Annotated in this window: 17 protein-coding genes; 7 read left to right on the top strand and 10 right to left on the bottom strand. The window is 49.1% G+C overall.

Annotated features, from left to right (window positions below; translation table 11 throughout):
- Positions 1 to 480: 480 nt before the first annotated feature.
- The 3 genes from BLQ88_RS17995 to BLQ88_RS17985 all read left to right on the top strand — a co-directional run bounded on the left by BLQ88_RS17995 (position 481) and on the right by BLQ88_RS17985 (position 3,966).
- Complete coding sequence (locus BLQ88_RS17995) at positions 481 to 2,718, top strand: bifunctional alpha,alpha-trehalose-phosphate synthase (UDP-forming)/trehalose-phosphatase (RefSeq protein ID WP_090153173.1); 2,238 nt, start codon at positions 481 to 483, stop codon at positions 2,716 to 2,718.
- A gap of 27 nt (positions 2,719 to 2,745) precedes the next feature.
- Positions 2,746 to 3,330: a Crp/Fnr family transcriptional regulator gene (locus tag BLQ88_RS17990; RefSeq protein WP_090152929.1), complete on the top strand. Its 585-nt coding sequence runs from the start codon at positions 2,746 to 2,748 to the stop codon at positions 3,328 to 3,330.
- A 72-nt stretch (positions 3,331 to 3,402) separates the two neighbouring features.
- Entirely contained in the window at positions 3,403 to 3,966 is a 564-nt protein-coding gene (locus BLQ88_RS17985) for a DinB family protein (RefSeq protein ID WP_090152926.1), read from the top strand.
- A 124-nt stretch (positions 3,967 to 4,090) separates the two neighbouring features.
- Here BLQ88_RS17985 and BLQ88_RS17980 read toward each other — a convergent pair whose 3' ends face one another.
- From BLQ88_RS17980 to BLQ88_RS17960, 5 genes are all read right to left on the bottom strand, one after another.
- Entirely contained in the window at positions 4,091 to 4,354 is a 264-nt protein-coding gene (locus tag BLQ88_RS17980; RefSeq protein WP_090152923.1) for a hypothetical protein, read from the bottom strand.
- A gap of 243 nt (positions 4,355 to 4,597) precedes the next feature.
- Positions 4,598 to 5,692 (bottom strand): dipeptidase, encoded by a 1,095-nt coding sequence (locus BLQ88_RS17975; protein WP_510185989.1) that lies wholly within the window; start codon positions 5,690 to 5,692, stop codon positions 4,598 to 4,600.
- A gap of 43 nt (positions 5,693 to 5,735) precedes the next feature.
- A complete protein-coding gene (locus BLQ88_RS17970; RefSeq protein WP_090152919.1) occupies positions 5,736 to 6,863 on the bottom strand; it encodes a D-TA family PLP-dependent enzyme in 1,128 nt (375 codons plus the stop codon).
- An 80-nt stretch (positions 6,864 to 6,943) separates the two neighbouring features.
- A complete protein-coding gene (locus BLQ88_RS17965; protein ID WP_090152916.1) occupies positions 6,944 to 7,420 on the bottom strand; it encodes a RidA family protein in 477 nt (158 codons plus the stop codon).
- Positions 7,421 to 7,765: 345 nt separating this feature from the next.
- Positions 7,766 to 9,070: a GntT/GntP/DsdX family permease gene (locus BLQ88_RS17960; protein WP_090152913.1), complete on the bottom strand. Its 1,305-nt coding sequence runs from the start codon at positions 9,068 to 9,070 to the stop codon at positions 7,766 to 7,768.
- 283 nt (positions 9,071 to 9,353) lie between these two features.
- Between BLQ88_RS17960 and gyrA the strand changes: the two genes are divergently transcribed.
- The 4 genes from gyrA to BLQ88_RS17940 all read left to right on the top strand — a co-directional run bounded on the left by gyrA (position 9,354) and on the right by BLQ88_RS17940 (position 15,728).
- The gene (gyrA, locus tag BLQ88_RS17955; protein WP_090152911.1) at positions 9,354 to 11,984 is read left to right on the top strand and encodes a DNA gyrase subunit A; all 2,631 of its coding nucleotides are present in this window, start codon (positions 9,354 to 9,356) and stop codon (positions 11,982 to 11,984) included.
- A 72-nt stretch (positions 11,985 to 12,056) separates the two neighbouring features.
- On the top strand, positions 12,057 to 13,514 hold the full coding sequence (locus BLQ88_RS17950) for a tetratricopeptide repeat protein (RefSeq protein WP_090152908.1): 1,458 nt from the start codon (positions 12,057 to 12,059) through the stop codon (positions 13,512 to 13,514).
- A 364-nt stretch (positions 13,515 to 13,878) separates the two neighbouring features.
- Positions 13,879 to 15,210, top strand: a complete 1,332-nt coding sequence (locus tag BLQ88_RS17945; protein ID WP_176885015.1) for a C10 family peptidase — start codon at positions 13,879 to 13,881, stop codon at positions 15,208 to 15,210.
- A gap of 26 nt (positions 15,211 to 15,236) precedes the next feature.
- The gene (locus BLQ88_RS17940; protein WP_090152902.1) at positions 15,237 to 15,728 is read left to right on the top strand and encodes a hypothetical protein; all 492 of its coding nucleotides are present in this window, start codon (positions 15,237 to 15,239) and stop codon (positions 15,726 to 15,728) included.
- Between the two features lie 246 nt (positions 15,729 to 15,974).
- Here BLQ88_RS17940 and BLQ88_RS17935 read toward each other — a convergent pair whose 3' ends face one another.
- The 5 genes from BLQ88_RS17935 to BLQ88_RS17915 form a co-directional block, all read right to left on the bottom strand.
- The gene (locus tag BLQ88_RS17935) at positions 15,975 to 16,856 is read right to left on the bottom strand and encodes a hydroxypyruvate isomerase family protein (RefSeq protein ID WP_090152901.1); all 882 of its coding nucleotides are present in this window, start codon (positions 16,854 to 16,856) and stop codon (positions 15,975 to 15,977) included.
- A 24-nt stretch (positions 16,857 to 16,880) separates the two neighbouring features.
- Entirely contained in the window at positions 16,881 to 17,777 is an 897-nt protein-coding gene (locus BLQ88_RS17930) for a hydroxypyruvate isomerase family protein (protein ID WP_090152898.1), read from the bottom strand.
- 243 nt (positions 17,778 to 18,020) lie between these two features.
- The gene (locus BLQ88_RS17925) at positions 18,021 to 20,717 is read right to left on the bottom strand and encodes a c-type cytochrome (RefSeq protein ID WP_090152895.1); all 2,697 of its coding nucleotides are present in this window, start codon (positions 20,715 to 20,717) and stop codon (positions 18,021 to 18,023) included.
- Positions 20,718 to 20,987: 270 nt separating this feature from the next.
- Positions 20,988 to 22,499, bottom strand: a complete 1,512-nt coding sequence (locus BLQ88_RS17920) for a RagB/SusD family nutrient uptake outer membrane protein (RefSeq protein ID WP_090152893.1) — start codon at positions 22,497 to 22,499, stop codon at positions 20,988 to 20,990.
- A 38-nt stretch (positions 22,500 to 22,537) separates the two neighbouring features.
- Positions 22,538 to 25,783: a SusC/RagA family TonB-linked outer membrane protein gene (locus tag BLQ88_RS17915; protein WP_090153171.1), complete on the bottom strand. Its 3,246-nt coding sequence runs from the start codon at positions 25,781 to 25,783 to the stop codon at positions 22,538 to 22,540.
- Positions 25,784 to 26,091: the final 308 nt, after the last annotated feature.

Here is a 26,091-nt window from a genome sequence, read left to right as displayed (position 1 = left end):
ACAAATAAAGGTAATGCGGGAGATATTTGCAAAACTTGTAGAGCAAAAAAATGGCGGCCAAATTAGGCCGCCTGCAACCCACAACAAAGAGTGGCACAGTATTAATCTGCGATTACATATTTGTAGTCCTTGACTAATCTTGGGCTTTTGCAAGCCCGTATTTGTGGTCATCCATCACATTAACTCATGGAAAACAGCAACGTTGGTTGCTTGCCGGTCGTTCGTTGACCCAACCGGCGCCGGAAATCTGGTTGCCCCGAAATCCGATTCCTGTAATGTGATAAAAGAGGTTGCGACAGCGAAAGTAACACATTCATTGCTTCCGGCAAAACCTTATCGAATTGATATGCACACTCATTTTTTGATAGAGTGGGGTAAATCTGCCAAATGGCAATATATGCCGCATTTGTTGCATCCACGGAGGGATTTCGCGATTGGCAACCGTTTTTGGCATGGCTTTTGAGGGTGATGCAGTGTATTATGGAAAGTTTATCTCAGTCAGTCAACACGGGAAGGCTCATCATAGTCGCATACCGGTTACCGTTCAAGGTTGTCCGCGATGGTGATGGCTCCCGCTTATTTCAAAATTCCGGAGGTCTTGTTTCGGCAGTGCTCTCACTGGTGAAAAATCAGGAAAACGATGCTTTCGATGCTCATCAGAAGATCCAGTGGATCGGTTTCTCCGAGAATTCGCCCGAAGAATTGGAAGGGCAGTCGATGGAGAACGAAAACTTCCGGGCGCACCCGGTTTTCATTCCCGACGAGCTCAACGAAAATTACTATGAAGGGTTCTGTAACAACCTGATATGGCCGCTGTGCCATTACTTCCCTTCGCTCGCGCAGTTCCACGATGTTTATTTCGATGCTTACCGCGAGGCACATGAATTATTCTTCGAAAAGGTAAGGGAAGTCATCCGGCCGGGTGACGTGGTGTGGGTGCAGGATTACCAGCTGATGTTGCTCCCGCAGATGATCCGGAATGCGTTTCCCGAGAACAAAATCGGCTTCTTTTTTCACATACCTTTTCCTTCTTTCGAGATATTCAGGCTGCTGCCGGTGCCTTGGCGAAAGGCGATTGTGGACGGCATACTGGGGGCCGATGTGGTGGGATTTCATACCAATGATTATGTGGAGTATTTCCTGAAAGCGGCGCGTCTTGTCTCCGAACTGGGGAATAAATTGCATTATATCAACCTTGGAAACCGGATCGTGAAGGTCGATTCATTTCCCATCAGTATCGACTTCGAAAGGTTCAACGACGCATACGATGATCCGGAAGTGACGGCGGCGCGCGCAGATGCGAGGCAGTCGCTCAAAGAGAAGATCATATTTTCCGTCGACCGGCTCGACTATTCCAAAGGTATTATCCATCGACTGCACGGTTACCAGCGTTTCCTGGAACTGAACCCCGGCTGGCATGAAAAGGTGTCGTTTGTGATGGTAGTGGTGCCGTCGCGGGACACGATCGAGCAGTACCAGCAAATGAAATCGGACATCGACCAGACGGTTGGGAAAATCAATGCAGATTTCGGGACTATATCCTGGCAGCCGATCATATATCAGTACCGTTCAATGCCTTATCATGAAATGGTGGGCATGTACACGGCAAGCGACGTCGCGCTCATTACGCCCGTACGCGACGGCATGAACCTAGTTTGCAAAGAATATGTAGCAAGCCGGCAGGATGGGCAGGGTGTATTGATTTTGAGTGAAATGGCCGGAGCGGCAGCCGAATTAGGCGAAGCCCTGATCATCAACCCGCTCGACCGGCAGGATATTGCCGATGCCATTAAAACGGCGTTCGAAATGCCGGAGGAAGAACAAAACAAACGAATGGAGGCCATGCGCGAAAGGATTCGTGACTACGATGTGTTTGCATGGACCAGTGATTTTTTTACCCAAATGACAATGCTTGAACTTGAACACGACCGGTTACGCCAGGTTTTCCTGAATAACAAAGGAATAGACGCGATCCGGCACGCATACCAGTTATCCAACAACAGGATTCTATTTTTCGATTACGACGGAACGCTCGCGCCGATCGTGCCCGATCCGGCGAAGGCGATCATGAGCGAGGATGTTAAAAAGCTGCTGGCGGATATTGCCAAGCGCGACACGGTGGTGATCGTGAGCGGCCGCGACCGTTATTTTCTCGACAAACTTTTCAGCGATCTTCCCGTGCATATGATCGCAGAACACGGCGCATTGATCAAAACCAGGGAGTCGGGTGAATGGCAGTTGAACGAGGGGTATGAGGAAAATTGGAAAGACGGGATCCGCCCGATGATGCAGATCTACGCAAAACGCTGTCCGGGTGCATTTGTTGAAGAGAAAGAAACGGCTCTGGCGTGGCATTACCGCACCGCCGACGATAAGGAATACGCGACACGCCGCGCGCAGGAGCTACTTTGGCAGCTGAAAAACTACATTCAGCCGGAGCTGAACTTGCAGGTAATCGATGGCAATAAGGTTGTGGAGGTCAAGAAAACCGCATTCAATAAGGGCACAGCCACTCGGACATTCGCCGAGGCGGGCGATTTCGACTTTATACTGGCCATCGGCGACGATACTACCGACGAGGATATGTTCGAAGCATTGCCGGAGACTTCTTTCACCATTAAAATCGGGGACGACCTCTCTGCTGCCCGGAACCATATCCGCAGCCAGGACGAAGTATTCCATTTCCTGCATTTTATGGTTTCGCCCGTAGGCGAGTAGGAGGGGCTTTTGTATTTTAGCGGTTCCATGGAGGAATCGCTAAAATTGCTTTACTCGGTCGTTCAGGCCATTCATCCGCTCGATTACGCCGATTGGGAAGCGCTTTCACGCATTTGGAAGCCTATGAATGCGCGAAGAAAGGAAATTGTCACGTCTGCCGGTGATACCGAGCGGTACCTGTATTTCGTGACCGACGGTGTGCAGCGCATCTACTACCTCGACGATCAGCACCGTGAAGCGACGCTTGCATTCACTTACCGGCCGTCGTTCGGCGGTATTATCGATTCCTTGCTGATGGAAGTGCCGTCGCGGTATTATTATGAAACGCTGACGCCTTCGAGCTTTATCCGCGCACCTTATAGCGAGTTTAAGGAAGTCGCCCATACGCGCCCGGCTGTCGAGCGTATGTTGCGCGCGGGTATGACCACGACGTTATCAGGTATTCTGGAACGTCTTGTGGAAGTGCAATGCTTCTCATCGGAGGAAAAATTCAGGAATTTGCTCAAACGCAGCCCGCATATCCTGCAACTCGTGCCGCATAAATACCTGGCTAACTACCTGGGCATTGATCCTACCAATTTCAGCAAGCTTGTCAATAAGGTACGGATTTGAAAATGTTGGTTTTTACCAAATATTTCAAAAAATCCGGTGCGCAACTTTGCAATGTCAAAGAATCGAACGCCCATGGAAACCATTAATAAAATAGCATTATTAGAAAGACTCGACGACACAGTTGAGCTGCACATCGCGGACGCGGTAGCATTGTTCCAGAACCGGGACAATGCATTTCTGAATCGTCCGTCGGCCACCGGTGGTTGGAGCATTACCCAATGTCTGGATCATTTGAACAGCTATGGCCATTACTATTTCCCGAGAATGCGTGAAAAATTGCTTTCTGCACCGCACGTGGATAAGGAGGATTTTACGAGTACCCGGCTGGGTGCCTATTTTACCAGGATGATGGACCCGGTAACGGGTAAGCGCAAGTACAAAGCCTTCAAAGGCCACATTCCGCCGCCGGGGATGGATTCGGTGGAGGTCATTGCCGAGTTTCTCAGGCAGCAGGAAGAACTGCTTTTTCTGCTCCGGGAGGGACTACACAAAGACCTTGACGCGATCCGCATTCCGGTTTCGATCCTGCCATTTATCCGTCTGAAAATCGGCGACGTGTTTCAGTTCATCATCGCGCATAATGAGCGCCATATGCAACAGGCGAAGCGGAACCTGGTACCTCAAAGCATTTATTAGCCTCGAAAGTGGTATGAGAGTGGCCGGTGCGGTAATGCGTGCCGGCTTTTTGGCATAAAAAAAGCAGTCATCGGTTGATGACTGCCGGGAAAAGGGATATGGATAGCCGTTAAACGTCAGTAAGCTAAGCAAGGGAGAGGCTGTTGGTATCCAACCGGTTCTCGTTCATGTTTTCAAGTTTGATAAAGTGGCACACGTAGCCGGCCGACCGCAAGGCAAGCTGGATACGGGTAAAATCGGATAGCTCGGAGGTCAGGGTCAGCAAAAACTCCTGAAAATCGTAGGCCCAGTGTTTAACATTCAGCTGTTTCAGGCAATCGTGCAGTTTTTGCAGCGACTTGGTAGCCTGAATTTTGGTACGAAAGATAATTTTATATGTATTGCCCATTGTTTGTTACGTGAAATTAGTGGTCGGATGTTACCGTCTGATTCAGGTTGTTGATTTAATGAATCAAAGCTACTACTTATTTAAAATGATTCCAAATAACTTTGAGTCAAAATTATGCTGTAAAACAAAAAAGCCCCGCAACCATGATACCAAGTTGTGAAGCTTTTTTGAGAACTCCTTTTAGTGCTATATTAAGAATTTATTAGATTTTATAAATTCTCTTAAAACAGTAGGCTAATGCCGTCAGGCCCAGTTCGTTTCCAGAAAATCCACCCAGTTACGCCACATAATGCGTTCGATATCGGCCCCGGAATAGCCACGTGCGGATAAAAGGCCTGTGATTGTTTGCAGATCCGCGATCGAATCGAGGTCACCGGGCGATTGCTCTTTGCCATACGCGCCGTCGAGGTCGGAGCCAATGCCGACGTGCAATGCATTACCGGCGATCTGGCAAATATGGTCGATATGCTGCACCACATGCTCGATTTTCAACCCCGTATTTTCGGGAGTCGATTTGCCTCGTACCCAGCCGGGGATCATCATCCACGCATCAAACGCCATTCCGATCACCGCGCCGCGTTCGAGCAGCACCTTGATCATTTCATCGGAAAACTGCCGGTTATGGGGCGTGATCGCGCGGACGAGGTTGTGGCTTGCCCAAACCGGGCCTTTATACAGATCCATCGCTTCCCAGAATGCCGTGTCGCACAAATGCGTGGCATCCAGGATCATATCGAGCTGGTCCATTTCGCGGAGAAGGTCCTTGCCTTTCCCGCTCAACGGAGCATCCGAATCAGTCCCGTATGCGTACACGCCCGGCCCGTAATGCGCCGGCCCGATGGCACGCAAGCCGTAACCGTATGCAGTTTCAAGGTTTTTGAGGCTCACAAATGAATCGGCGCCTTCGAGACTGAGGATGTAGCCGATGGGTAGGCCTTCGGTGGATTCGGCATTCTGCCACATTTCGAGATGGCTGCGCAAACCCGCCAATCCGGTAATCTGTACCATTTCCCCGGCTTCTTCCATAGCCTTGTACCAGGCCACCTGCGCCTGTGTGATCGCCCATGCCTGTGCCTGGGAATGCCAGCCGGGGATTTTACTGTCGGGTTTGATGTAGCGGCCAATCTGCGTGGCCACGCAAAGCCCGATATTGCCCTTGCGCATTTCCGGAAAACTGACCACACCTTTGCCGCGATCGGGCTTGTCGGTCAGGTTTTTTTCGCGGTCGCGGATAGCATACAGGTCCTGGGTAAGGTCCCGGTTCCATTCCACGGCATTCATGGAAAGGTCGAGATGTGCGTCGAAGAGAAACATAATGTCAATGAGTGAATGAGTCAATGAGTGGATGAGTCGATGAGACGAAATATTCACTCATTCAAAATTAAATAGTTATCCGCCTGCTGCGAGCCGTAATTCTCCATTCTCCAACCACATTCCCGTCCTCGATCACGCTTGCGAAATCGTGCAGCGCTACGGTGGGGCAGATGTGGTAGGGGAGTGCGTAGAAGGCGTCGCCGATCCGGATCGCATCCCAGGCATCGGTGCCGACTTGGAGCACGCCGTGCTCCTCGCTTTGTCCGAGCAATGTATATTCGGGCAGGTTGAGTAAACGAAGTCGGCTTTCGATTGGATTTTCGGCAGCGATGGCTTTGTGGCCGAGGTCGATCGTCACGATGCCGGGCGCTGGTTTCGAAATGACGCGGGTTAGTATCAATGCCGCGTGTTCGAACGGCTGGCCGTCGAAACGGTCGCCGTAGCCCCAATCCCAGAGTACATTTGTGCCGGGGCTGAGGTAAACATCGGGCCTGAGCGTATGCACGGTAAACGAGGGCGAGCCACCGACGATGATCATCGGTTCGTAGCCGCATTCGGTTTCGATGCGGTCGAGTAGGGGGAGTACCTTTTCGTAAGCTTCGTCGGCTGCTGCTTTTCGCTCGGAAAACTCCGGATTGCGAATGTGGCCGTCGTAAATATGCACACCGCCGAATGCGAGGCCTTCGAGGCTGCTCACATAGCGGTAAAGCGAGAGCAAGCTTTCGTCGGTTGCGTGGCCGGTACGGTTCATGCCGTTGTTGACATCGAGAAATGCCGTCGATTTCACGCCTTTCGAAATAGACGCCTCATTCAGCGATGCGGCCGTTTGTTCGTTATCGACGAGCGACGCAAACGTAGTTTCTGGAAACTTAGTCCGCAGCGCAAAAAGACGGTCGATATTCGGCCCTACGAGCTGGTAGGCGATCAACACCCACGGAGCGCCGGCAGAGGCTACCATTTCCGCTTCGGCAATGGTGGCGCATTTGAACTTGGAAATGCCCGCCGACAGCTGCATTTCAACAACTTCGGGACATTTGTGCGTCTTCACGTGCGGCACTAGTCTTTCCGCTGACCGCTGCCCGGACGAGCCGGCGATGTTCACCATACTCCGGATATTGCTTTCGATGCGGTCTTTATAGAACAGGAGCGAAGGGGAAATGACTTCGTCGGGGTTTGTTAAGGCGTACCAGGACATTGGTTTTAATTTTGAATGATTGAATGACTGAATGATTGAATAGACAGCTTTCAGTCATTCAATCATTCAGTCATTCAAAATTATTTTTCTTCAAGCTCAAACATCGCCTCAATCTCCACGGGAATATTGTCCGGCAGCGTGCCCATTCCTACTGCGCTTCTTACGCCGATGCCGTTTTCTTCGCCCCATACTTTCGCGAAGAGTTCGCTGCATCCGTTGATGATGTAGGGGTGTCTCTCAAAATCCGTCGTGCAGTTAACCATACCGAGGACTTTGATTACACGCTTGATGCGGTTGAGGCTTCCGAGGTTAGCTTTGAGCGTGGACAAAATAGTCAGACCCACCTGACGTGCGGCGAGTTTGCCTTGCTCCGTGTCGAGGTCTTTGCCGATGCGGCCTTTAATCAACGAGCCATCGTCCTGCACGGTACCATGCCCTGAAACGTAAACCCAGCGTTTGTCAACGATCAGTAACGGTTTATAAACGCCCAACGGTTTCGGGGCAGGGGGAAGGTTCAGACCGAGCGCTGCGAAGTTTGATTCTGGTGTATTGTCCATTTTAAATGAGTGAAATTTCGATGATTGAATGAATGAGTGATTGAGTGATTTGCTATTGTTGGATTCTAGTCTTTAAATTTTCTCAATCTATAAATCTTAATTTTCTTAATCTTAATCTGTAAATCTTAATCTGTAACCGTTCGTTAAAACGAACGGCAAGTCGATATTGTAAAGATTGGGAACGGGTTGTGTAATACTCTTTTTCTTCTAAAAAAGTATCTAAAGATTGAGAACAGCCTGCGCGATGCTCTTCTTCTCCTAAAAAGTATCTAATACCGTCAGTTTGAACTGACGGAAAAGAAACTAGCCCGAGGTCGGTTACTAGTTTGGAGCTTCGCGCCCGGCCTAGACGAACAAATTTAGCACTAAAACCCCCAGCAAACCCATTATTGATACAATTGTTTCCATTACCGACCAGGTGAGGATCGTGTCTTTGATGCTGAGGTTGAAGTATTCCTTGAAGAGCCAGAAGCCGCCGTCGTTGAGGTGGGAGAACATCAAACTGCCTGAGCCGATGGCGAGTACGAGCAGTTCCGCGGGTACGCCCGCATTGGCGAGCAGGGGCGCGAGAATGCCCACGGTGGTGAGACCGGCAACGGTAGCGGAACCTACACAAACGCGGATTACCGCCGCAATGGCCCAGCTGAGCAGGAGCGGGGATACGTCCAGTCCTTTCAGGCTTTCGGCGATGAAAGTACTTACGCCGCTGGCTGTCATGATTTCTTTGAACACACCAGCTCCGGCGATGATCAAAAGGATCGTGGAAACGCCTTTAAACGCTTCCTCCATTGATTTACTTACCTTTTTCATGCTCATGCCGCGCTTCACACCTAAGACGTAAGCCGCAAAAAGTACCGAGACAAGCATTCCGAAATAGGGCTCGGCGAGCAAGCCGATGATTTTATTATCAGGGTAAACGCGTTTGATTCCCGACATGGACGTGAGCAAAAATACCGGGAGTAATGCGGTAATCACACTGATTCCCAATCCCGGAAGCTCGGAAGCGGGGCGGGGCTTTACGTCGAAAAGATCTTCGTCAGGTTTGGGCTGGAAGCGCTTTAATGTTTTTCCAAAAATAGGGCCTGCCACGGCGATCGCAGGCAGTGAAACGATCATCCCGTAGAATAGGGTCTTGCCCAGGTCGGCGTGCAGCTGGCTGGCGATCGCGGCTGGGGAAGGGTGGGGTGGGAGGTACCCGTGTGCTACCGATAATGCGGATAACATTGGAATACCTATATATAATAATGGTAACCGCGCGGTTGCACTGATCATAAAAATCAGTGGAATTACAATTACAAAACCTGCATTATAAAACAAAGGAATACCTATCACAAACCCGGCCAATGCCATACCCCACTGGATATACTTCTGCCCGAAAAGGCTGATAAGCGCATCCGTAATGCGCTGGGCCGCACCACTATCGGCCACCATCTTCCCTAGCATCGCGCCGAATCCGACAATGAGCACCAGGTCGCCCAGGGTCCCTCCCACACCTTTTTGAATGGCCTTGCTGACGGTGTCCACATCCAGCCCACTCGCGAGGCCCAACGCGATGGAAACCAGCAGGAAGGAAATGAATGTGTCGATTTTAAGCCAGGCAATGAGTAAAATGAGCGCGAGGATCGCGATGAAGGTTAATAGTAAAGGCATAGGTGAAAATTGTCGAAAATTAAGCTACTGCTAATAAGCGGGAAGAACGGGATTTTTAATCATAGATGCCAATTTAGTTTTCCCCCGGATATTTCTTTGAGGTAATGGCCGGATAGTCACGCATATACGCTCCAGGGGCTGAAATAGCACAAAAGATAGTTTGTTAGAATGCTTAAAAATGGCGAAATTTGACTTTTTAGTACCAACTAGATTGTATTAATCCACCGGGCAATTGAATCTATCGGTTAGCCCACTTTAAATTTTGATTCTTTTCTAATCGTTTATGGCAGAATCTTCTGGTGAAAACATTATCCCGATTAATATCGAGGATGAAATGCGTGGAGCCTACATCGATTACTCGATGTCCGTTATCATCTCCCGCGCTTTGCCCGACGTTCGCGATGGTCTGAAACCCGTTCACAGACGGGTCCTTTACGGAATGGACGATCTGGGCGTGAGTTACAACCGGTCCCATAAAAAATCGGCTCGTATTGTTGGGGAAGTTTTGGGTAAATATCACCCGCACGGTGACTCGTCCGTTTATAATACGATGGTCCGGATGGCCCAGCCGTGGTCGCTCCGCTACCCGTTGGTCGATGGCCAGGGTAACTTCGGATCGGTTGACGGTGACAACCCGGCGGCGATGCGTTATACGGAGGCGAGGCTGAAAAGAATTGCGGACGAGCTCCTAGCCGACCTTAACAAGGACACGGTTGATTTCCAGCCCAACTTCGACGACTCCCTGAGCGAGCCTTCGGTACTTCCTGCGAAATTCCCTAACCTGCTCGTGAACGGTTCGTCCGGTATCGCGGTAGGTATGGCCACCAACATGGCGCCGCACAACCTTAGTGAGGTTGTAGACGGCGTGCTTGCTTACATCGACAACAACGATATCACCATTCCGGAATTGATGGAGCACGTAAAAGCTCCCGATTTCCCTACCGGCGGTATCATTTACGGATACAATGGTGTTCGCTCGGCAATGGAGACCGGTCGCGGCAGCATTATCATGCGTTCCAAGGCGCAGTTTGAAGTTGCGAAGAACGGCCGCGAGCAGATTATCGTAACCGAAATTCCTTATATGATCAACAAGGCGGCGATGATCGAACGGATCGCGTCGCTGATCAACGAGAAGAAACTCGACGGTATCTCCGACATCCGTGACGAGTCGGACCGTGATGGTATGCGTATTGTTTTCGACCTGAAAAAGGATGCTATACCTAATATCGTATTGAACCATTTGTTCAAATACACACCGTTGCAAACCTCTTTCGGGGTGAACAATGTGGCGCTAGTAAAAGGCCGTCCGGTGTTGCTGAACCTGAAAGACCTGATCAAGCATTATGTAGACCACCGGATTGTGGTGATTACCCGCCGGACGGAATATGAATTGCGCGAAGCTGAAAAACGGGCGCACATTCTCGAAGGTTTGCTGATCGCATTGGACAACCTCGATGCGGTGATTGCATTGATCCGCGCGGCACGTGATCCCGAGACGGCGAAGAACGGATTGATGGAGCAATTCAGCCTTTCGGAAATCCAGGCACGCGCGATACTCGATATGCGCTTGCAACGTTTGACAGGTCTGGAAAGAGAGAAGATTGTGAAGGAATATGAAGAAATCATGCTCCTGATCGCCGACTTGAAAGACATCCTGGCCAACGAATTCCGTAAGTTCGAGATCATTAAAACCGAGCTGACCGACATTAAGGACCGCTACGGTGATGCTCGCAGAACGCAAATCGAGTTCTCTGCCGAAGAATTCAGCGATGAAGATATGATCGCCGACGAGGAAATGCTCATTACCATTTCCAAAGAAGGTTATATCAAACGCACGCCGCTTTCGGAATACCGTACGCAAACAAGGGGAGGGGTTGGTTCACGTGGTGTGAAAACGAAAGACACCGACTTCACCGAGCATTTGTTCTCCGCGACAATGCTTAATTACCTTTTGATCTTCACCGAATACGGTAAGTTGTTCTGGATGAAGGTTTACGAGGTGCCGGAAGGAAGCAAAACTTCGAAAGGCCGTCCGATCCAAAACCTGATCAGCCTTGAAAGCGGCGATACGATCCGTTCGGTAATTAATGTGAAGACATTGTCGGATGAGGATTATATCAACAACAATTACCTCATTATGTGTACCGAGCAGGGCACGATCAAAAAGACTTTGCTCGAAGCATACTCACGCCCGCGTACGAATGGTATCATTGCCATTTCGATCAACGAAGGCGACCGTTTGCTCAATGTTGCATTGACTAATGGTGACAACGACATCGTAATCGCATCTGCTGCCGGCCGCGCCGTTCGCTTCAACGAAAAGGGCGTGCGACCAATGGGCCGTACCGCTGCCGGTGTACGGGGTATCAACCTGAACGACCCGGACAACAAGGTGATCGGCATGGTATGTATCAGCCGTGAGGATGCGCAACTGCTCGTAGTTTCCGAGCATGGTTTTGGAAAGCGCTCAGCCATAGATAGTTACCGTGTTACTAATCGTGGTGGTAAAGGTGTTTCGACCATGAATGCAACCGACAAGGTAGGTAAACTGGTGGCGATTCGCGAAGTAACCGAAGAGGATGATCTGATGATCATCACGCGCAACGGTATCGCGATCCGGATGAGCGTGCTCGACATTCGTCAGGCCGGCCGTAACACGCAGGGTGTGAAGCTGATCCGCCTGAGCAATACGGATGAGATCACTTCGGTGACCCGCATTCTGAAAGATCCGGATGAAAAAGCCGAAGAGGAATTGGATGAAGATGGCAACGTTGTAGCTAAACCGGTAGCGCAGGTTGACGGAGCTTCGGCGGAAGATATAATTGTAACCGATGATGAGTTGGACGAGGAAGAAGATGTTGCTGACGACGACGAAGAGGAGGATGAAGAGCCTTCCGACGACGCAGAGGCATGATTTTTGTAAAAATTATATTAATTGATTTATATTTAGAACTCGAACAATCAATCACAACCAAAGTTAATATTTATGAAAAAACTGTTTTTAGTTTCTGCACTTAGCTTGTTCGGCTGTGCTGCGATGGCGCAGGACGCTGTGAATAAGGCTATGGTAGATGGACTTCGAAAAGACAAAGAGAAAAGCGATAAAGATGCCACCGACCCGAAAGCAAGTGCCAAGGCCACATTCTGGATGGAGCGCGCGAAACTCTATGAAAACATAGCCCTACAAGGTTCAGAAGTAGATTCTAGTGCAGCAAAAACGGCCATGGAAGCCTACAAAAAGGTTGTTGAGCTGGATGTTACTAAGAAAGGGGAGGCTGGCAAATCATCAAAAGAAGCGTCCAACGTTTTGGCAGGTGGCGAAGGAACCCAGCTTTTCAATGCATTCGTAAAACAGGGTGCTGAGAAATACCAGGCCAAAAACCTGAACGGCGCATTGGAAATGTTCCAGGCTGCACAGGAGATCAACAAGAAAGATACCCTGGCATCCCTTTACGGTGGTATTGCTGCACAACAGCTTGATAAAAAGGATGTTGCAAAAACATCTTTCGAAAATTACGCTGCTAATGGCGGTAAAGACCCCAGCGTTTTCTACGGTCTGGCTCAGCTGTATCGTTCAGAGCAGAATTTCGACAAGGCGGTGGAAACTTTGAACAACGGTTTGAAGCAATCGCCGGGTAACAAGGATCTGAAAGCGGAAGTTGTCAACATTTTGCTGGCTTCGGGCAAAGAAGATCAGGCTATCCAGGAACTTGAAGCACTTGCGGCGGCTGATCCTAAAAACACCCAAAATGTGGTAAACCTGGCTATTTTGTACGATAACATGTACAGAACTGCTACTGATAAAGTAAAGCAACTGAGCGCGAAAGCTGGCGCTGGTACAAATGCAGCAGGTGCTGCCGAGAAAAACCTTGCCGCTGAAAAAGACAAAATCGCTGTTTACGATGGCGAGGTAAAACGTATCGGTGCGCTGATCAAGAAGCAGCCTAAGAATGCGGACCTGAAACGCCAGCTGGCAGATGTAACTTCGAAGAAAAAAGAAAGCACTGAGGCTATCGCGAAACTGGAAGGTGAAGTGAAAGCTGCTCAGGAAGCTGCTAAAAGCCAAGACGTTGCAGGAGCGCAGAAAGACCTTGCTGACGCGAAAGCGAAACAAAAAGAAGCAAGTGATAAAGCTGTGTTGAACTACAAGAAGGCTTTGGAAATCGACGCAACCAACTACGACGCGCTTTATAACCTTGGCGTTTTCTACTTCAACGAAGCTGTACAGCTTAAAGGCGAAGTGGATAACATGAATATGACCGAGTACCAGCAGCGTGGTAAAGAAGTTGAAGGCCGTGTTTGCGGTAAATTCAAAAAAGCAAAACCTTACTTCGAAAAAGCGATCCAGGCAAAAGACGAAGCCGAAGCTAAGGACAACCTGACCAACCTGAACGGCGTTCTCGAACAATTCGCTGCGAAAGGCGTTGCTTGTATTGAAGAATAAAATAATGGCACGAAGCTCCGGCTTCGTGCTAAATATTCAAAGGCCTCCGGCCGGCGATAGAAGAAGAGAGCACCGGATATTCGGTGCTCTCTTTGTTTGTGAATATCTATTTAACATAATATAAATTATACAACAAATCTGTATTGGTGCTTCGGAACGCATAGAGTCATCAAAAACCGTTCGCTGGTTTTGGCTTACCGATTGATTACCAACCCTTGTCATTGGGATAATGCCTGTTTTTTTAAGAAAAATCAATGATTACGTTCGCCATGAATGCGTGACACATCTAATGGACACGCGCATTTGTTTAATGGAATTTCAACTAATTTCTAAATGAACTATGGCTATTAGAAACTGCTTTCCCATGAGACGATCCATGATTTTTGTTGGTCGTTTGTTGTCTGTAATATCAGTAATGCTGGCTGCCTGTGAAAAGAACACCAATCTTTCAAAGCTTAACGACGCTGGTGGCATTGATCACAATTCATTTCATGTAGCTCCGGCAGAAATTGCCGGTTTGACCGCAAGCCATTTTGAACTTAGTGCGTATATCGAAGCGCACCGGAGAAATGCCGAACCAGCTAAGAACGCACGAGAATCCGTCATTAATGAAGCGTCGCTTTTTAGCAATGAAAATGAAGTTGTTAAAATCGATACCCTGAATGATGCAGATGGTTCTGATCTACTGTTTGTTGTGAATTTTCGGTCAAAATCGAATGCTGATAAAGAAGGATTTGTAGTCATGTCCGCGGACAAACGGTCAATACCGGTACTTGCCTGGTCGGAAGAAGGCCCTATGGAACTGGGCTCGGAAATGCCGGAACCTGTTACAATTTGGCTGGAATACGCAAAAGAGGTGGTAAAGCGAGGAAAAATGCTGAAAGAGCCGGGTAAGCAAGCTTTTATATCCTGGAAAAAGTTGGAAGAATACTTGGCTAGAAAGGCTGGAAGAACTACCGATTGCCCCCACCCTAATCCGCAAATATGCAGCCCTTGTAACCCGGATTGGAATATCCTGGTCGGTCCCGTGACTACTCCTAACTCGCTATGGGGTCAAAGTTACGGGTTCAACAATGCGATGTGGGCCCGCGGGTGCGGCGATTGCGGAAAGGCAGCGACTGGATGTGCCGCAGTAGCGTTGGGCATGATCATGCGCTTTGATCATAAACCATCGGTCGGATATAATTTCGGGATAATGACGCAGACTATTCCAATTGGTCAGTGCACAGGATTTAGTGCAGGGCAGCAGGAAGTCGCTAAACTTTTGTATAATCTGTCGGCTATCATGAATTCCGGTAATGCGCCGTCAGCCTGCGCAACTTACACGCTCCCGGGAAATATTGTAAATGGATTTGCCTGGGCCGGCTATTCTCAAACCGGTTCGTCGTCATCAGATATAGGTTTAATGGAAAAAGAAACTCAATTCGGCCGACCGGTACTAATGAGTGGTACCAAGGCTGGAATGGATTTAAATGATGCGCACTACTGGGTATGCGATGGGTACAACTCAACTAATTATTGCTATTCAAGCACAGGACTTCCGGAGGATTGCTACTGTATTATCAATACTTATCATCATATCAATTGGGGTTGGCGCGCGAAAGATATCGGTTGGTTTACTTTGGGAAATCTGAACCCAGGAGGAAGTGGTAAATATGATAGCTGGTTGAGAGTGCGCTTAGGCGTAAAACCTTAAATTCACGCCCATATAAATTTGAAAAAATGAAAAGTTTGACAAGATATTTTTTTCTGAGAACCATCCCGCTGATCATGGTAGGATGCTGGGATCAACGTCCCAGTGCACCGTTGGTTACTCAAATTGGTGGAACATGGAAATGGACCAAAACAATGGACAGGCGTTATAATGTGCTCGAATCATCTTCTTCCGCTAAGTCGGGTCATATCGATGTTAAGATTTTACCTTATGGATCCGAATTCTGTGAAGTTTTGGATTTTTACGTCGACAGCATTAAGGTGGATTCACTGTTCATGCCAGCGACTGACAACTACAATAGTTCCATTCAAAAGGACAATCAGGTTGTCGTGAATTATTTGGATAAAAATAGAAATCCTGTTGCTGCCAGGTTCAAATTCTTTTTCCCGAGAAACAAAAGCAGTGCAAGCCGGATGGAGCTAACAATACAAAAAAACACATTAAACTATAATCCGGAAATGGATAGCCTTATTAAAGAGTATGTGCCTGTTATCAAGTAACCTTTGAAACCTATCAAGTAATGCGCCCTAGACATTGCCATACGGCCAATGGATCGGGATTGTGGGTTCTAATGAAATGTCGGAGGTATGTATTTGGTGCGTTTGGCGTATATCTTTCTCAAAAACAGCGTGTTTTGAGCGATTTTCTTGTATTCCGAAGTGGGCTACTCAAATCCATTTTTACCAAAAAGAGGCGCTATTTCAGCAAATAGCACCTCTTTTTGGTAAAAAATCTTGAAAAAATCGTCACGCAACATCACAAATTCCCACGCATTGCTTCAAAGAAGCCAGCGGCTCGCGCTTTGGAATGAACTCCTGCGCTACGAATCCTTTGAAACCGGTGTCGACGATGGCCTTCATGATCGCCGGATAATAGAGCTCCTGCGTCTCGTCGATTTCCGCGCGGCCGGGAACGCCGCCTGTGTGGTAGTGACCAATGTATTTGTGGTATTGTTTGATCGTCGCGATCACGTCGCCTTCCATGATGGACATGTGATAAATGTCGTAAAGGAGTTTGAAGTTTTCGGAACCGACCATCTCGCATAGCCCGGCGCCCCAAGATGTGTGGTCGCACATGTAGTCGCGGTGGTTGACTTTGCTGTTGAGCAATTCCATGATCATGGTAATGCCGTACTTTTCAGCGGACGGCATCAGTCTGCGCAGCCCGATGGCACAGTTACGCATGCCGTCGTAATCCGACATTCCACGACGGTTCCCCGAAAAGCAAATGACAGTTTTGTAACCGGCTTCTTTCAATTTAGGAAAAATGTCCTCGTAACTTTTGACGAGTTCGTCGTGCAATGCGAGGTCATTGAAACCTTTTTCGATTCCCATTCCCGCGCCATTGGGCAGCGCGCACGTGAGGCCGTACTTCTTTAATGTCGGCCAGTCTTCCGGCCCGAGGAGTTCGATGGAAGAGATTCCGATATTCTTGCATTCCTGTGCGAAAGTATCGAGTGGAATTTTTCCATAACACCATTTGCAGACCGAATGGTTGATCTTACCATTCAGTTTAGCGCCCAACACTGATTCGTTTTTTGCAAAAACCTCGGATATGGACATCACCCCGGCAGTTGCGGCGGCGCTTCCCGCTACTATATTTTTTAATGCGTTTCTTCTGGTTGACATAATATAAGATGTTGAATATCAGTACTAAGCGATATCACAAATGGTAACTCCCTGTTTTAAAGAAGCCAGATCGTCGCCCCGGCTCGGGACAAACTCCTGCCCTACAAATCCTTTGTAACCGGTATCCACAATGGCTTTCATGATCGAAGGATAGTAGAGCTCCTGTGTCTCATCGATCTCGTGTCTTCCCGGCACGCCGCCTGTGTGGTAATGCGCGATGTATTTATGGTATTTTTTGATCGTCGCAATTACGTCGCCTTCCTGGATCTGCATGTGGTAAATGTCGTACAGTAACTTAAACTTCTCAGAACCAATGGCTTCGCAAAGGGCTGCACCCCACTCCGTCCGGTCGCACATGTAGTCTTTATGGTTAACCTTGCTGTTGAGCAGCTCCATTACCAGCGTTACATTGTGCTTTTCACAGGTCGGGAGGAGTTTGCGAATACCTTCGGCGCAGTTCCGGATGCCGTCGTAGTCCGACATTCCCCGGCGGTTGCCTGAAAAACAGATGATCTTGTCATAGCCCGCAGCCCGTACTTTCGGGATTACATCTTCAAATCCTTTGATCAGCTCTTCATGATTTTTGGGATCGTTGAAACCCTTATCGATGCTGCGCGTGAGTCCTTCGCCCCACGGCAATGCACAGGTCAATCCGTACTTTTTGATCACCGGCCATTCTTCCGGACCAAGGAGTTCAATCGACGTCAATCCGATTTTCTTACAGTCCTGCGCGAAGGTTTCCAAAGGAATTTTACTATAACACCATTTGCATACGGAGTGATTGATCTTGCCATTGAGCTGGGGACCAAGCGCCTTTTGCGATGCGGCAAAAGCATCGGCGAGAGAACCTGAAAACGTACCCAGGCCTGCTGCCGCAGCCATGTTTTTCAGCGCTTTTCTTCGATTTGAAAGTGACTTCATTTAATAGTTAACTGTCTGAAATAATATAAGTTAGTGATCATTCTGGCAGGGCGCCCCTACCCTTTTCGGAGAAATGAACGTCATCTGATATACGTCCATTCAAGCGGTTGTTTTGTTATACAGTACCATATAAAAAAGTAGTGATGCTGCCGGACCCGTATTTGCTTGAAAGCATCAGGATCAACACGCAGCACCACTATCTTAAGCCTAATTAATTATAATCTACTCAAAAAATCATGTGATCTATTTTCCGCTTTTCGGCGCACCGGATTCGGAATAGATCGGGTTATTTTTGTTACCGCCAGCCATCAGATAAGCTACCAGATCTCTCAGTTCATTAGGATTCAAACCATTGATCAAGCCTGGGAGCATCATCGATACCGGTGAAATTTTGCTGGACACCACTTCTTTCTTAGCTACTTTCCGGATCGTTTTCGGATCAAACGGGTTTTGAGATACGTAGTAGAAATTAGCATCCTGGTTAACCTCGCGGCCTACGATCGACTGTCCGTCTTTCATCTGGAACGAGATCGACGCATATTGATCGGATACCGCTTTGTCGGGAACGATGATAGCTTCGAGCATATCTTTCACCGAGAAACGGGTTCCCAACTGCGTCAGTTCAGGACCAACGTCCGCGCCTTCGCCCTGAATGGTGTGGCAACGGCTGCAAAGAACAGCGGAGAAAATCTGCTTGCCGCGTTCGAAATCACGGTTGGCAAGGCTATCCTGAACCAGCTCAACAGCCTGTTCTACTTTCCATGCACGGCCAGGGCCTTTTGGCGTATAGAGTTTTACGAGGTCGTTACCTGTTCCTGTAAGTAGTTCAGAACCAGAAAGTTTATTATAGTAAGCCACTTTGTCGCTAGGTACATTCTTCAATGCAAGCTGACGCGCTTTGTCTATAAAACCAATGTAGCTGCGTCCGCCCTGGTAGCTGAATGCTTTGTGGAACCATTTGAAATACTCTTCGCGCGACGCGGGTGTCCAGCCTGTTTTGGCGCTGCTCAGCATAATCGCGTAGAAAGTCTGCTGTTGTGGCGGCATCTTTTCCAGCAATCCAGCCAGGTCGAGACCGTATTGCGGGTTACGCAGGATCAGGTCGGCGGAAGCGGTTACCATTTCGTTATCCTTGTCATCGAACTTCTCGTTTTTCGCGATCAGCGTAAGCGTCTTCTCAACGGCTTTCGGCGCTTCGATGGTAATAAGGATTTTTGCTAAAAATCTGTTTTGCAAAGCATTAGCCGAAGGATACTTTGGATTCATGTAAGCGATCAATGCAGCTTTGGTTGCAGCATCCGGCTGGCCGGTACGGTACAAGATCACTTCCACGGCACGCAAAAGCGCCTGTTTGTTCAAGTCGTCGAGTTTGGCGTAATCGATTGTGGTCAGTTTTTTCAACAGTGGCCCTCCTACTTTCGAGGAATCGCCCTGGCGGCCCAATGCGATCGCTGCATAGATAATGCTCTGAGGATCCTTTTCAGCGTAAACTTTACTTTCCCACTGGCTAACAGGCTGGTGTTCAATAGCCAAACGGCCAGCATAGCGGAGGAAACGATCCGGGCTTTTCAGCAACGGCCATGCCTGGTCGATTGCTTTTGGATCCTTTTTAACATGGTATTCTTCAATCGCGGTGCGCTGCTTGTGCTCGTTGGTAACGGTGGGAGTTGCAACATTAGAGCCCGGTGCAATGTTCTTATAATCACCATAATACACACGGTACAGATCCGATTCGAGGCGACGACCGCCAGTCAGGAAATACAATGCACCATCAGGGCCGATAGCACCATCCGTCAATGGAAGCGGCGCGCCAGAAAGGAATTCTTCGTGATCTGCGGTGTAAGTAGAGCCGCTAGGTTTCAGGTGCAAGCCGTGAACGATTCCAAACGACCAGTCGAATGCAAGCAATGTGTTTTTGTATTTCGCAGGGAAACGGGCGTCTTTCAGGTAAATCAGGTTGGTTGGCGATCCCTGGCCGATGTTCATAACCGGAGAAAGGAAGTCGGCAAATGCAGGTGAAGTATTGGCAGAACCTGTTCTCCAACCGAACTCACCGCCGCTTACCGCATGGCAAACGCGGGTCGGACGGTACCAGGGCGTTCCGAAATCCCACTCCATATCCGAGTCATAAGCGAAAAGATCGCCCGCCTCGTTGAATGCGATGTCATACGGGTTGCGGAAACCGGCTGTATACAATTCCCATTGCTTTCCTTCCGGATCGGTGTGGGCAATCCAGCCGCCCGGTGCATTGCGGTCCGTCGCGTGGCCGCGCGGGTCCTTGATGAATGGGAACAGGTTGTCGTTTTTCCAGTTCGGCATCAGGCGGTAAATGTCCATTTTAGGCAAGTCGGTGAAATTACCGGCTACCACAAAAAGCGACTTCTGATCCGGCGCCATCACAATGCTGTGCGGTCCGTGCTCGCCTTCACCCGTCAATGGTTTGATGAGCGTGATCTTGTCATACTGGTCATTATTATCGCTATCCTGCAAACGGTAAAGGCCGCTTCCTTTCGGGAAACGCGCATTCGAGCGGTTGTTGATCATCACGTAAAGGCTGTTGAATGCATACAACAAACCGTGCGCATAACCCATCGCCACTTTTGCGGTATCTCCCTCAATTTTAAGAACTTCCACCTTTGGTTTCTCTGTCGAGCCGATAGCGGGCAATTCCAGGCGATACAGGCCGCCGTATTGATCGGACGTGATCATCCGGCCTTTGTTATCGAATGTCATCGATACCCATGAGCCGGCTTTTTCTTCCGATACGCTGTATAAATGTTCAGCTTTGAAGCCATCCGGCAGTTTGAGCTTATCGACCTTCGAGCCGGGAGGCCGGTGTTGGGCAGTTCGGTTACTTAGCATCACTCCACTGAAAACCCCCACGGAGACAAGCACCGCGAGCGTCATCGGAAGTTTTAACCATTGTTTTTTTGTGTACATTTTACAGCTCAGAGTTTAAGTAAATATGATTGATAAAAAAGGATGAAGCGCTGGTGCCTGGCTAGTATGCCCTGGCTTGGGCATTGGTTAGCAGATTGTTGTTCTTAAATAAAGCAAACTAAAACTTCAAATAATCTGATATTGCAATATTAGATTGAAACATCCACGCTACTATCCTGTTCTGTGGGGTATCGGACGGATAAGTATGCTTATAATGAAAAAAGTGCAGCGAGCTTGCGCCTGCTGCACTTTTTTATCGGTTTCCATCCATCAGAAATGTGGCGTCAATGCAGCTTCAACAGCCGGCAGACCGTAGTAGTCGTCCAGCACGGTGAATGCATTTGGCGGTGGTACAGCTCCCTTAGGGAAATAGTATGCCGCCGGATTGGCTTTCACTTTCGCGCCGTAAGCCCCGATGATTTCTTTCACCCGGCCGGTGCGTGTAAGATCAAACCAGCGTTTGTTTTCGAACGCGAGTTCAACACGTCGCTCTTTAAAGATCGCCTCACGCATATCAGCTTGGGAGGAAGCCTTGGAAGCAGCGAGTCCCGCACGTGTACGAACCTGGTTCAGGTAAGTGGCCGCATCAGCCGGTTTGCCACCCTCGTTCAATGCTTCGGCGAGGAAGAGCAACACTTCGGCGTAGCGATAAACAGGCCAGTTCTGACCGGTGTTCTGATGGATCGCGTGCGGGCGCGCGTACTTTTTGATGTAAGGATAAGTTTTATTCTCAACCGCCGAACCGCTTAGTGTTACATATCCGATCGAAATATCTTTTCGCTTGTCACCGGTTTCATAGGCGGCAATCAGATCCGGCGTTGGAATGTTGTTACTTTCCTGTGAAGTCTGCTGCGGGTTGGCCGTTCCTGTAATTGGAGCGATCTCGGCGGCAGTGATCGGTGAAGGAATGAAACGGTAAATCTGGTTACCATTGTATCCCGCTGATCCTTCCATGTACTGGATCTCGAACAACGATTCCTTGTTGTTTTTGTTCGAGCCGGTGAATGAGAATGCATCATTGTAGTCGGGCATCAGCGAGTATTGGCCGCTGGTTACGATTTCCTTCAACAAAGTTTCCGCATTACCCCATTTCTTCTGGGTAATGTAAAGATTGGCCAGCAACAGCCTAGCAGTACCGGAAGTAACACGTCCGGCTTCCTGCACCGACTTGTCGTACAATCCTGCGATGGCATCTTTGGCATCTTTTTCGATCTGATCGTAAATCGCTTCGGTGGTAGCCAATGGCTGTGGCGCATCGTCGCGTCCCGTGGCAGGCACGAGGTGAAGCGGCACTTTACCAAAGAGGCGTACAAGGTCGAAGTATGCGAATGCGCGGAGGAACTGGGCCTGGCCTTTGAGGTTCGCTTTGGATTTAGCGTCAAAATCGATACCATCGATCAGCGCAATGACCTGGTTAGCCCGTGCAATGACGCGGTAGTTAAGACGGTATTGAACTAGCACGTTATCATTAGCCGTAATGCCGTTCGCGGTCGGAACAGCGAAGTCCGCCACGTTCTCGGTCGGGTCTACCGCACCATACAGCACGTTACGTGCATAATAGGTATTGTCCGAGTGCATTTCTTCCAAAACCCACGCCCGCTCATTGTACATCTGGCGGAAAGGCTCGTAAGTTGCATTCACGGCCTGTTTGAAATCGCTTTCCGAGGTGAAGAAGTTGTTGGAGCTTAATGCAGTTTCGGGGTTTACTGTCAGGAACTTATCTCCGCATCCCGCCATCAGGCCCGCTGCAAGCATCCACACCGCTATATATTTTGTTTTCATTTCTGTCGGAATTTAATGGAACTGTTTTACAAGTCAGGTTAGAAGTTCAGGTTCACACCCAATGTCCAGGTACGTGGTACAGGGTAGTTCGAAAGATCCACACCCTGGCTCAGGTTACCACCATCACCCTGGCCGTCGCCTTGTGCGCTGGTTTCAGGGTTAGGTCCACCCCAGTATTTTGTGAAAACATAAACTTGCTGCACACTTGCGTACACACGCGCCGACTTGAAGAATTTATTAATACCGCCCACATTGTAGCCCAATGTAATGTTCTTGAGTGTAAAGTAGGATGCATTCGCCAGGAAGTGAGAGCTGTTCCAGTCACGTTCTACACCGGTGAAGTTACCGCCGTTGTTCGTAGCACCATACATCCCTTTACCAGGGTTGATAACCGTAGTAGCTTCGGCCATACCGGTAACAGGATTGATGGCATTCTTCACGCGGAAGCGGTCTTTGGCTCCGGCCACCATATTAAATACACCGTCGAGGTTGGCAGTACTGTAAAGGTGACGTACCCAAAGTTGGTTACCCTGCGAGCCTGATCCGGTGATCGACAGGTCCCATCCGCCGTAGCTCAGGGTGTTGGTAAGGCCGTAGGTAAATTTCGGGAACGGGCTGCCGATGATCGTACGGTCATCCGCGTCGCCTCCGTTGGTGATGATACCGTCGCCGTTAACATCCTTGAACTTGATGGTACCGATCGCGGAACGACCCGGAATGACGGGGCTCTTAGCCAATTCTTCCTTGCTCATGTAGAAGCCTTCCTTCACCAGACCATAGAACTGACCAAATGGCTGGCCCACCTGCGTGATGTGGAAAGAACCATACACGCGGTCGATGCCTGGGGCGAGTTCCAGCACTTTGTTACGGTTGAATGAGATGTTAGCGTTAGTTGTCCATTTCAGTTTACCCACAAGGTTACGGCTGGTAAGCGAGATTTCGTGTCCCCAGAATTTGATCTCCCCGATGTTGTCGTTGTAGTTGGTAAACCCTGATTCCTGCGGAATCTGAACGGCATAAAGGAGATTGGTTGTCCGCTTGGTATAAAAATCGTAGATCAGCTGGATACGGTCATTGAAAAGTCCTACATCCAAACCAGCGTCGAATTGCTTGGTTGTTTCCCATCCCAGGTTGCTATTCGACAACGACGTTACCTGCGCACCGGTTGCAACCGTACTTCCGAACACAGCATTGGTTGTGTTATTTACCAACGCGTATTGGGTATAGTTACCGATGTTGTTGTTACCGATCACCCCGTAGCTGGCGCGTGCTTTGGCAAATGAAACCTTGGGGATCGACTGCATGAAGTTCTCGTCCGAAATAACCCAGCCCACAGACGCCGACGGGAATGTACCCCAACGGTTGTCGGAGCCGAAACGGGACGAACCATCCGCACGTACCGCCGCAGTAAACAGGTATTTGCCTTTGTAGTTATAGGTCAAACGTGAAATGTAAGACATCAGCGCCCATTCGTTAGCACCGTTGAATGTGTTCGATCCTGAAATACCGTTCACGTTGAATGAACCGCCGCGATCGATGTTGATAGCTCCCTGGATTGTCGGAAGGCGGTCGTCGGTGTAAGTGTTCGCGGTAATACGGTCGTACTCCTGGCGGAAGCGTTGTTGTGTGAAACCCGCGAGTAACTCGAAATTGTGTTTTTCGTTGAAGCTATGCGCGTAGGTCGCAAGGTTTTCGTTCAGCCACGAGAAGTTCTGGAAATTCTGGCGGATGGAAACCGCGGTTGTCGGAACCGGCGTGTTGATCGCGCTGGTAGCTGTCGACGGGTTGAAGAAGAAGAACTTGTTGCTTTCCTGCTCCACATTCAACGTCGATTTCAAGGTCAGGCCTTTGATCGGGTTATACTGAATATAGGCATTACCCAGCAACTTGTTGATCTTCGTTTCATTGGTAAGCTCTTTGGCTGCACGCACCCAGTTAGGATAGTCGAAGATATTACCAGTTCCTTGCGGGAAGTTGTTGTACTTGGTCAATTGCCCGTTTGCATCATAAATAGGCATTACCGGCCAGGTATGCAATGCATTGAAAAGCACACCGGTTCCGCGGTCACCATCCGTCCGTGGTGTATTGTCATACACAAACTGGGGCGCCAGATTAAAACCAATCTTGATTTTGCTCGAAATATCGTACTCGGTATTCATCCGGAGAGAATAGCGCTTATAATTGTTGTTCAGCACCACCCCTTTCTGGTTGAAAACCCCTGCAACCAGCGACGTACGCATATTCTCTTTGTTAGAGCTAATGGTCAGGTTATAGCTCTGGATTGGCGCCGTGCGAAGCAATGCATCATACCAGTCGTTATCCTTGCCTGCATATTTCTCTGGTTGTTGAAATGCTTCGGGTACGGGTTTAAGCTCGTCTTCATACATTTCCTTCTTGAATTGCGCGAATTCCTGCGCATTCAGCATTTTAACGCGGCCTCTCATCGGCACTTTCTGGATACCCGCGAAAGCATTGAAACTCACGCTCGTCTTGCCCGGCTGGCCGCGTTTGGTAGTAATAAGCACAACGCCGTTAGCCGCACGCGAACCGTAAAGGGACGTCGACGCAGCATCTTTCAGGATGGTAATGTCCTCGATTTCATCGGGGTTCATCTGGCCGATGGTACCGGTGATCGGGAAACCGTCGATAACGTAAAGCGGGTCGCTACCTGCCGTAACCGACACCTGGCCGCGGATACGTACAGCCATCCCCTGCCCCGGCTTACCGGTCGTCTGGTTGATCTGTACCCCCGCAAGGCGTCCTTGCAGTTTTTGCGTAACCTGCGATACCGGAATATCTTTCAGTTCCTCGCTTTTAACGGTTTGTACCGCACCTGTAATTTCTTTTTTCAATTGGCTACCATAACCCACCACCACGACTTCGGTAAGCGCTTTTGCGTCAGTGGCAAGTTTGATGTCAACGGTTGCATTGCTCCCTACTGTAACTTCCTGGGTAAGAAAACCAACAGACGAGAACACGAGCACCGCGCCGTTGTCGGGAACATTGATGCTATACGCACCGTCGGCATCTGACACCGTTCCAATCGTACTGCCTTTGAGAAGCACGCTCACGCCCGGGAGTTTTTCGCCCGTATCGTCGGTAATCCTTCCCTTGATCGTCCGGTCGGCAGTGATATTGCTGCTCACAACGAGCGGGTTAAGATTGAAACTATTATCGGCCATTGCATTGAACCCGCATGCAACCCCGATGAGCGCCTGGCCCACTGAAAGTTTCAGGATCGAATTCAATCGGGCACAATAGGGAGATTGTCGAAATTGATTCATAAGCTTCATTTTTAGATTTAGTAATTAGCAGAGGCCCCGGAACACTTTCTGAAACGTCCGGGAAGCGGGGTTAATCGGTTAAGCTTCTTATTCTCATAGTAATCGGTTTAAGTGAACAATTGTCGGGATTATAAGGCAGAGTTCGTTTAAGGTATCCTAAAAACAAGGGGCCGTCCGGCCCTGGATCGGCATCGCTTCCCGGCACGCAAAGAGGCCTGAAAGCTTGTAGTTTTATCGTTGATGAAGAGTTGGAATACTCTAAGAAATAAATGTCTTAATGACGCATAAAAGACAATTATTCATACTTA

The organism is Dyadobacter soli, from assembly GCF_900101885.1.
GTDB classification, from domain to species: domain Bacteria; phylum Bacteroidota; class Bacteroidia; order Cytophagales; family Spirosomataceae; genus Dyadobacter; species Dyadobacter soli.
This window is presented reverse-complemented; position numbering and strand designations above follow the sequence as displayed.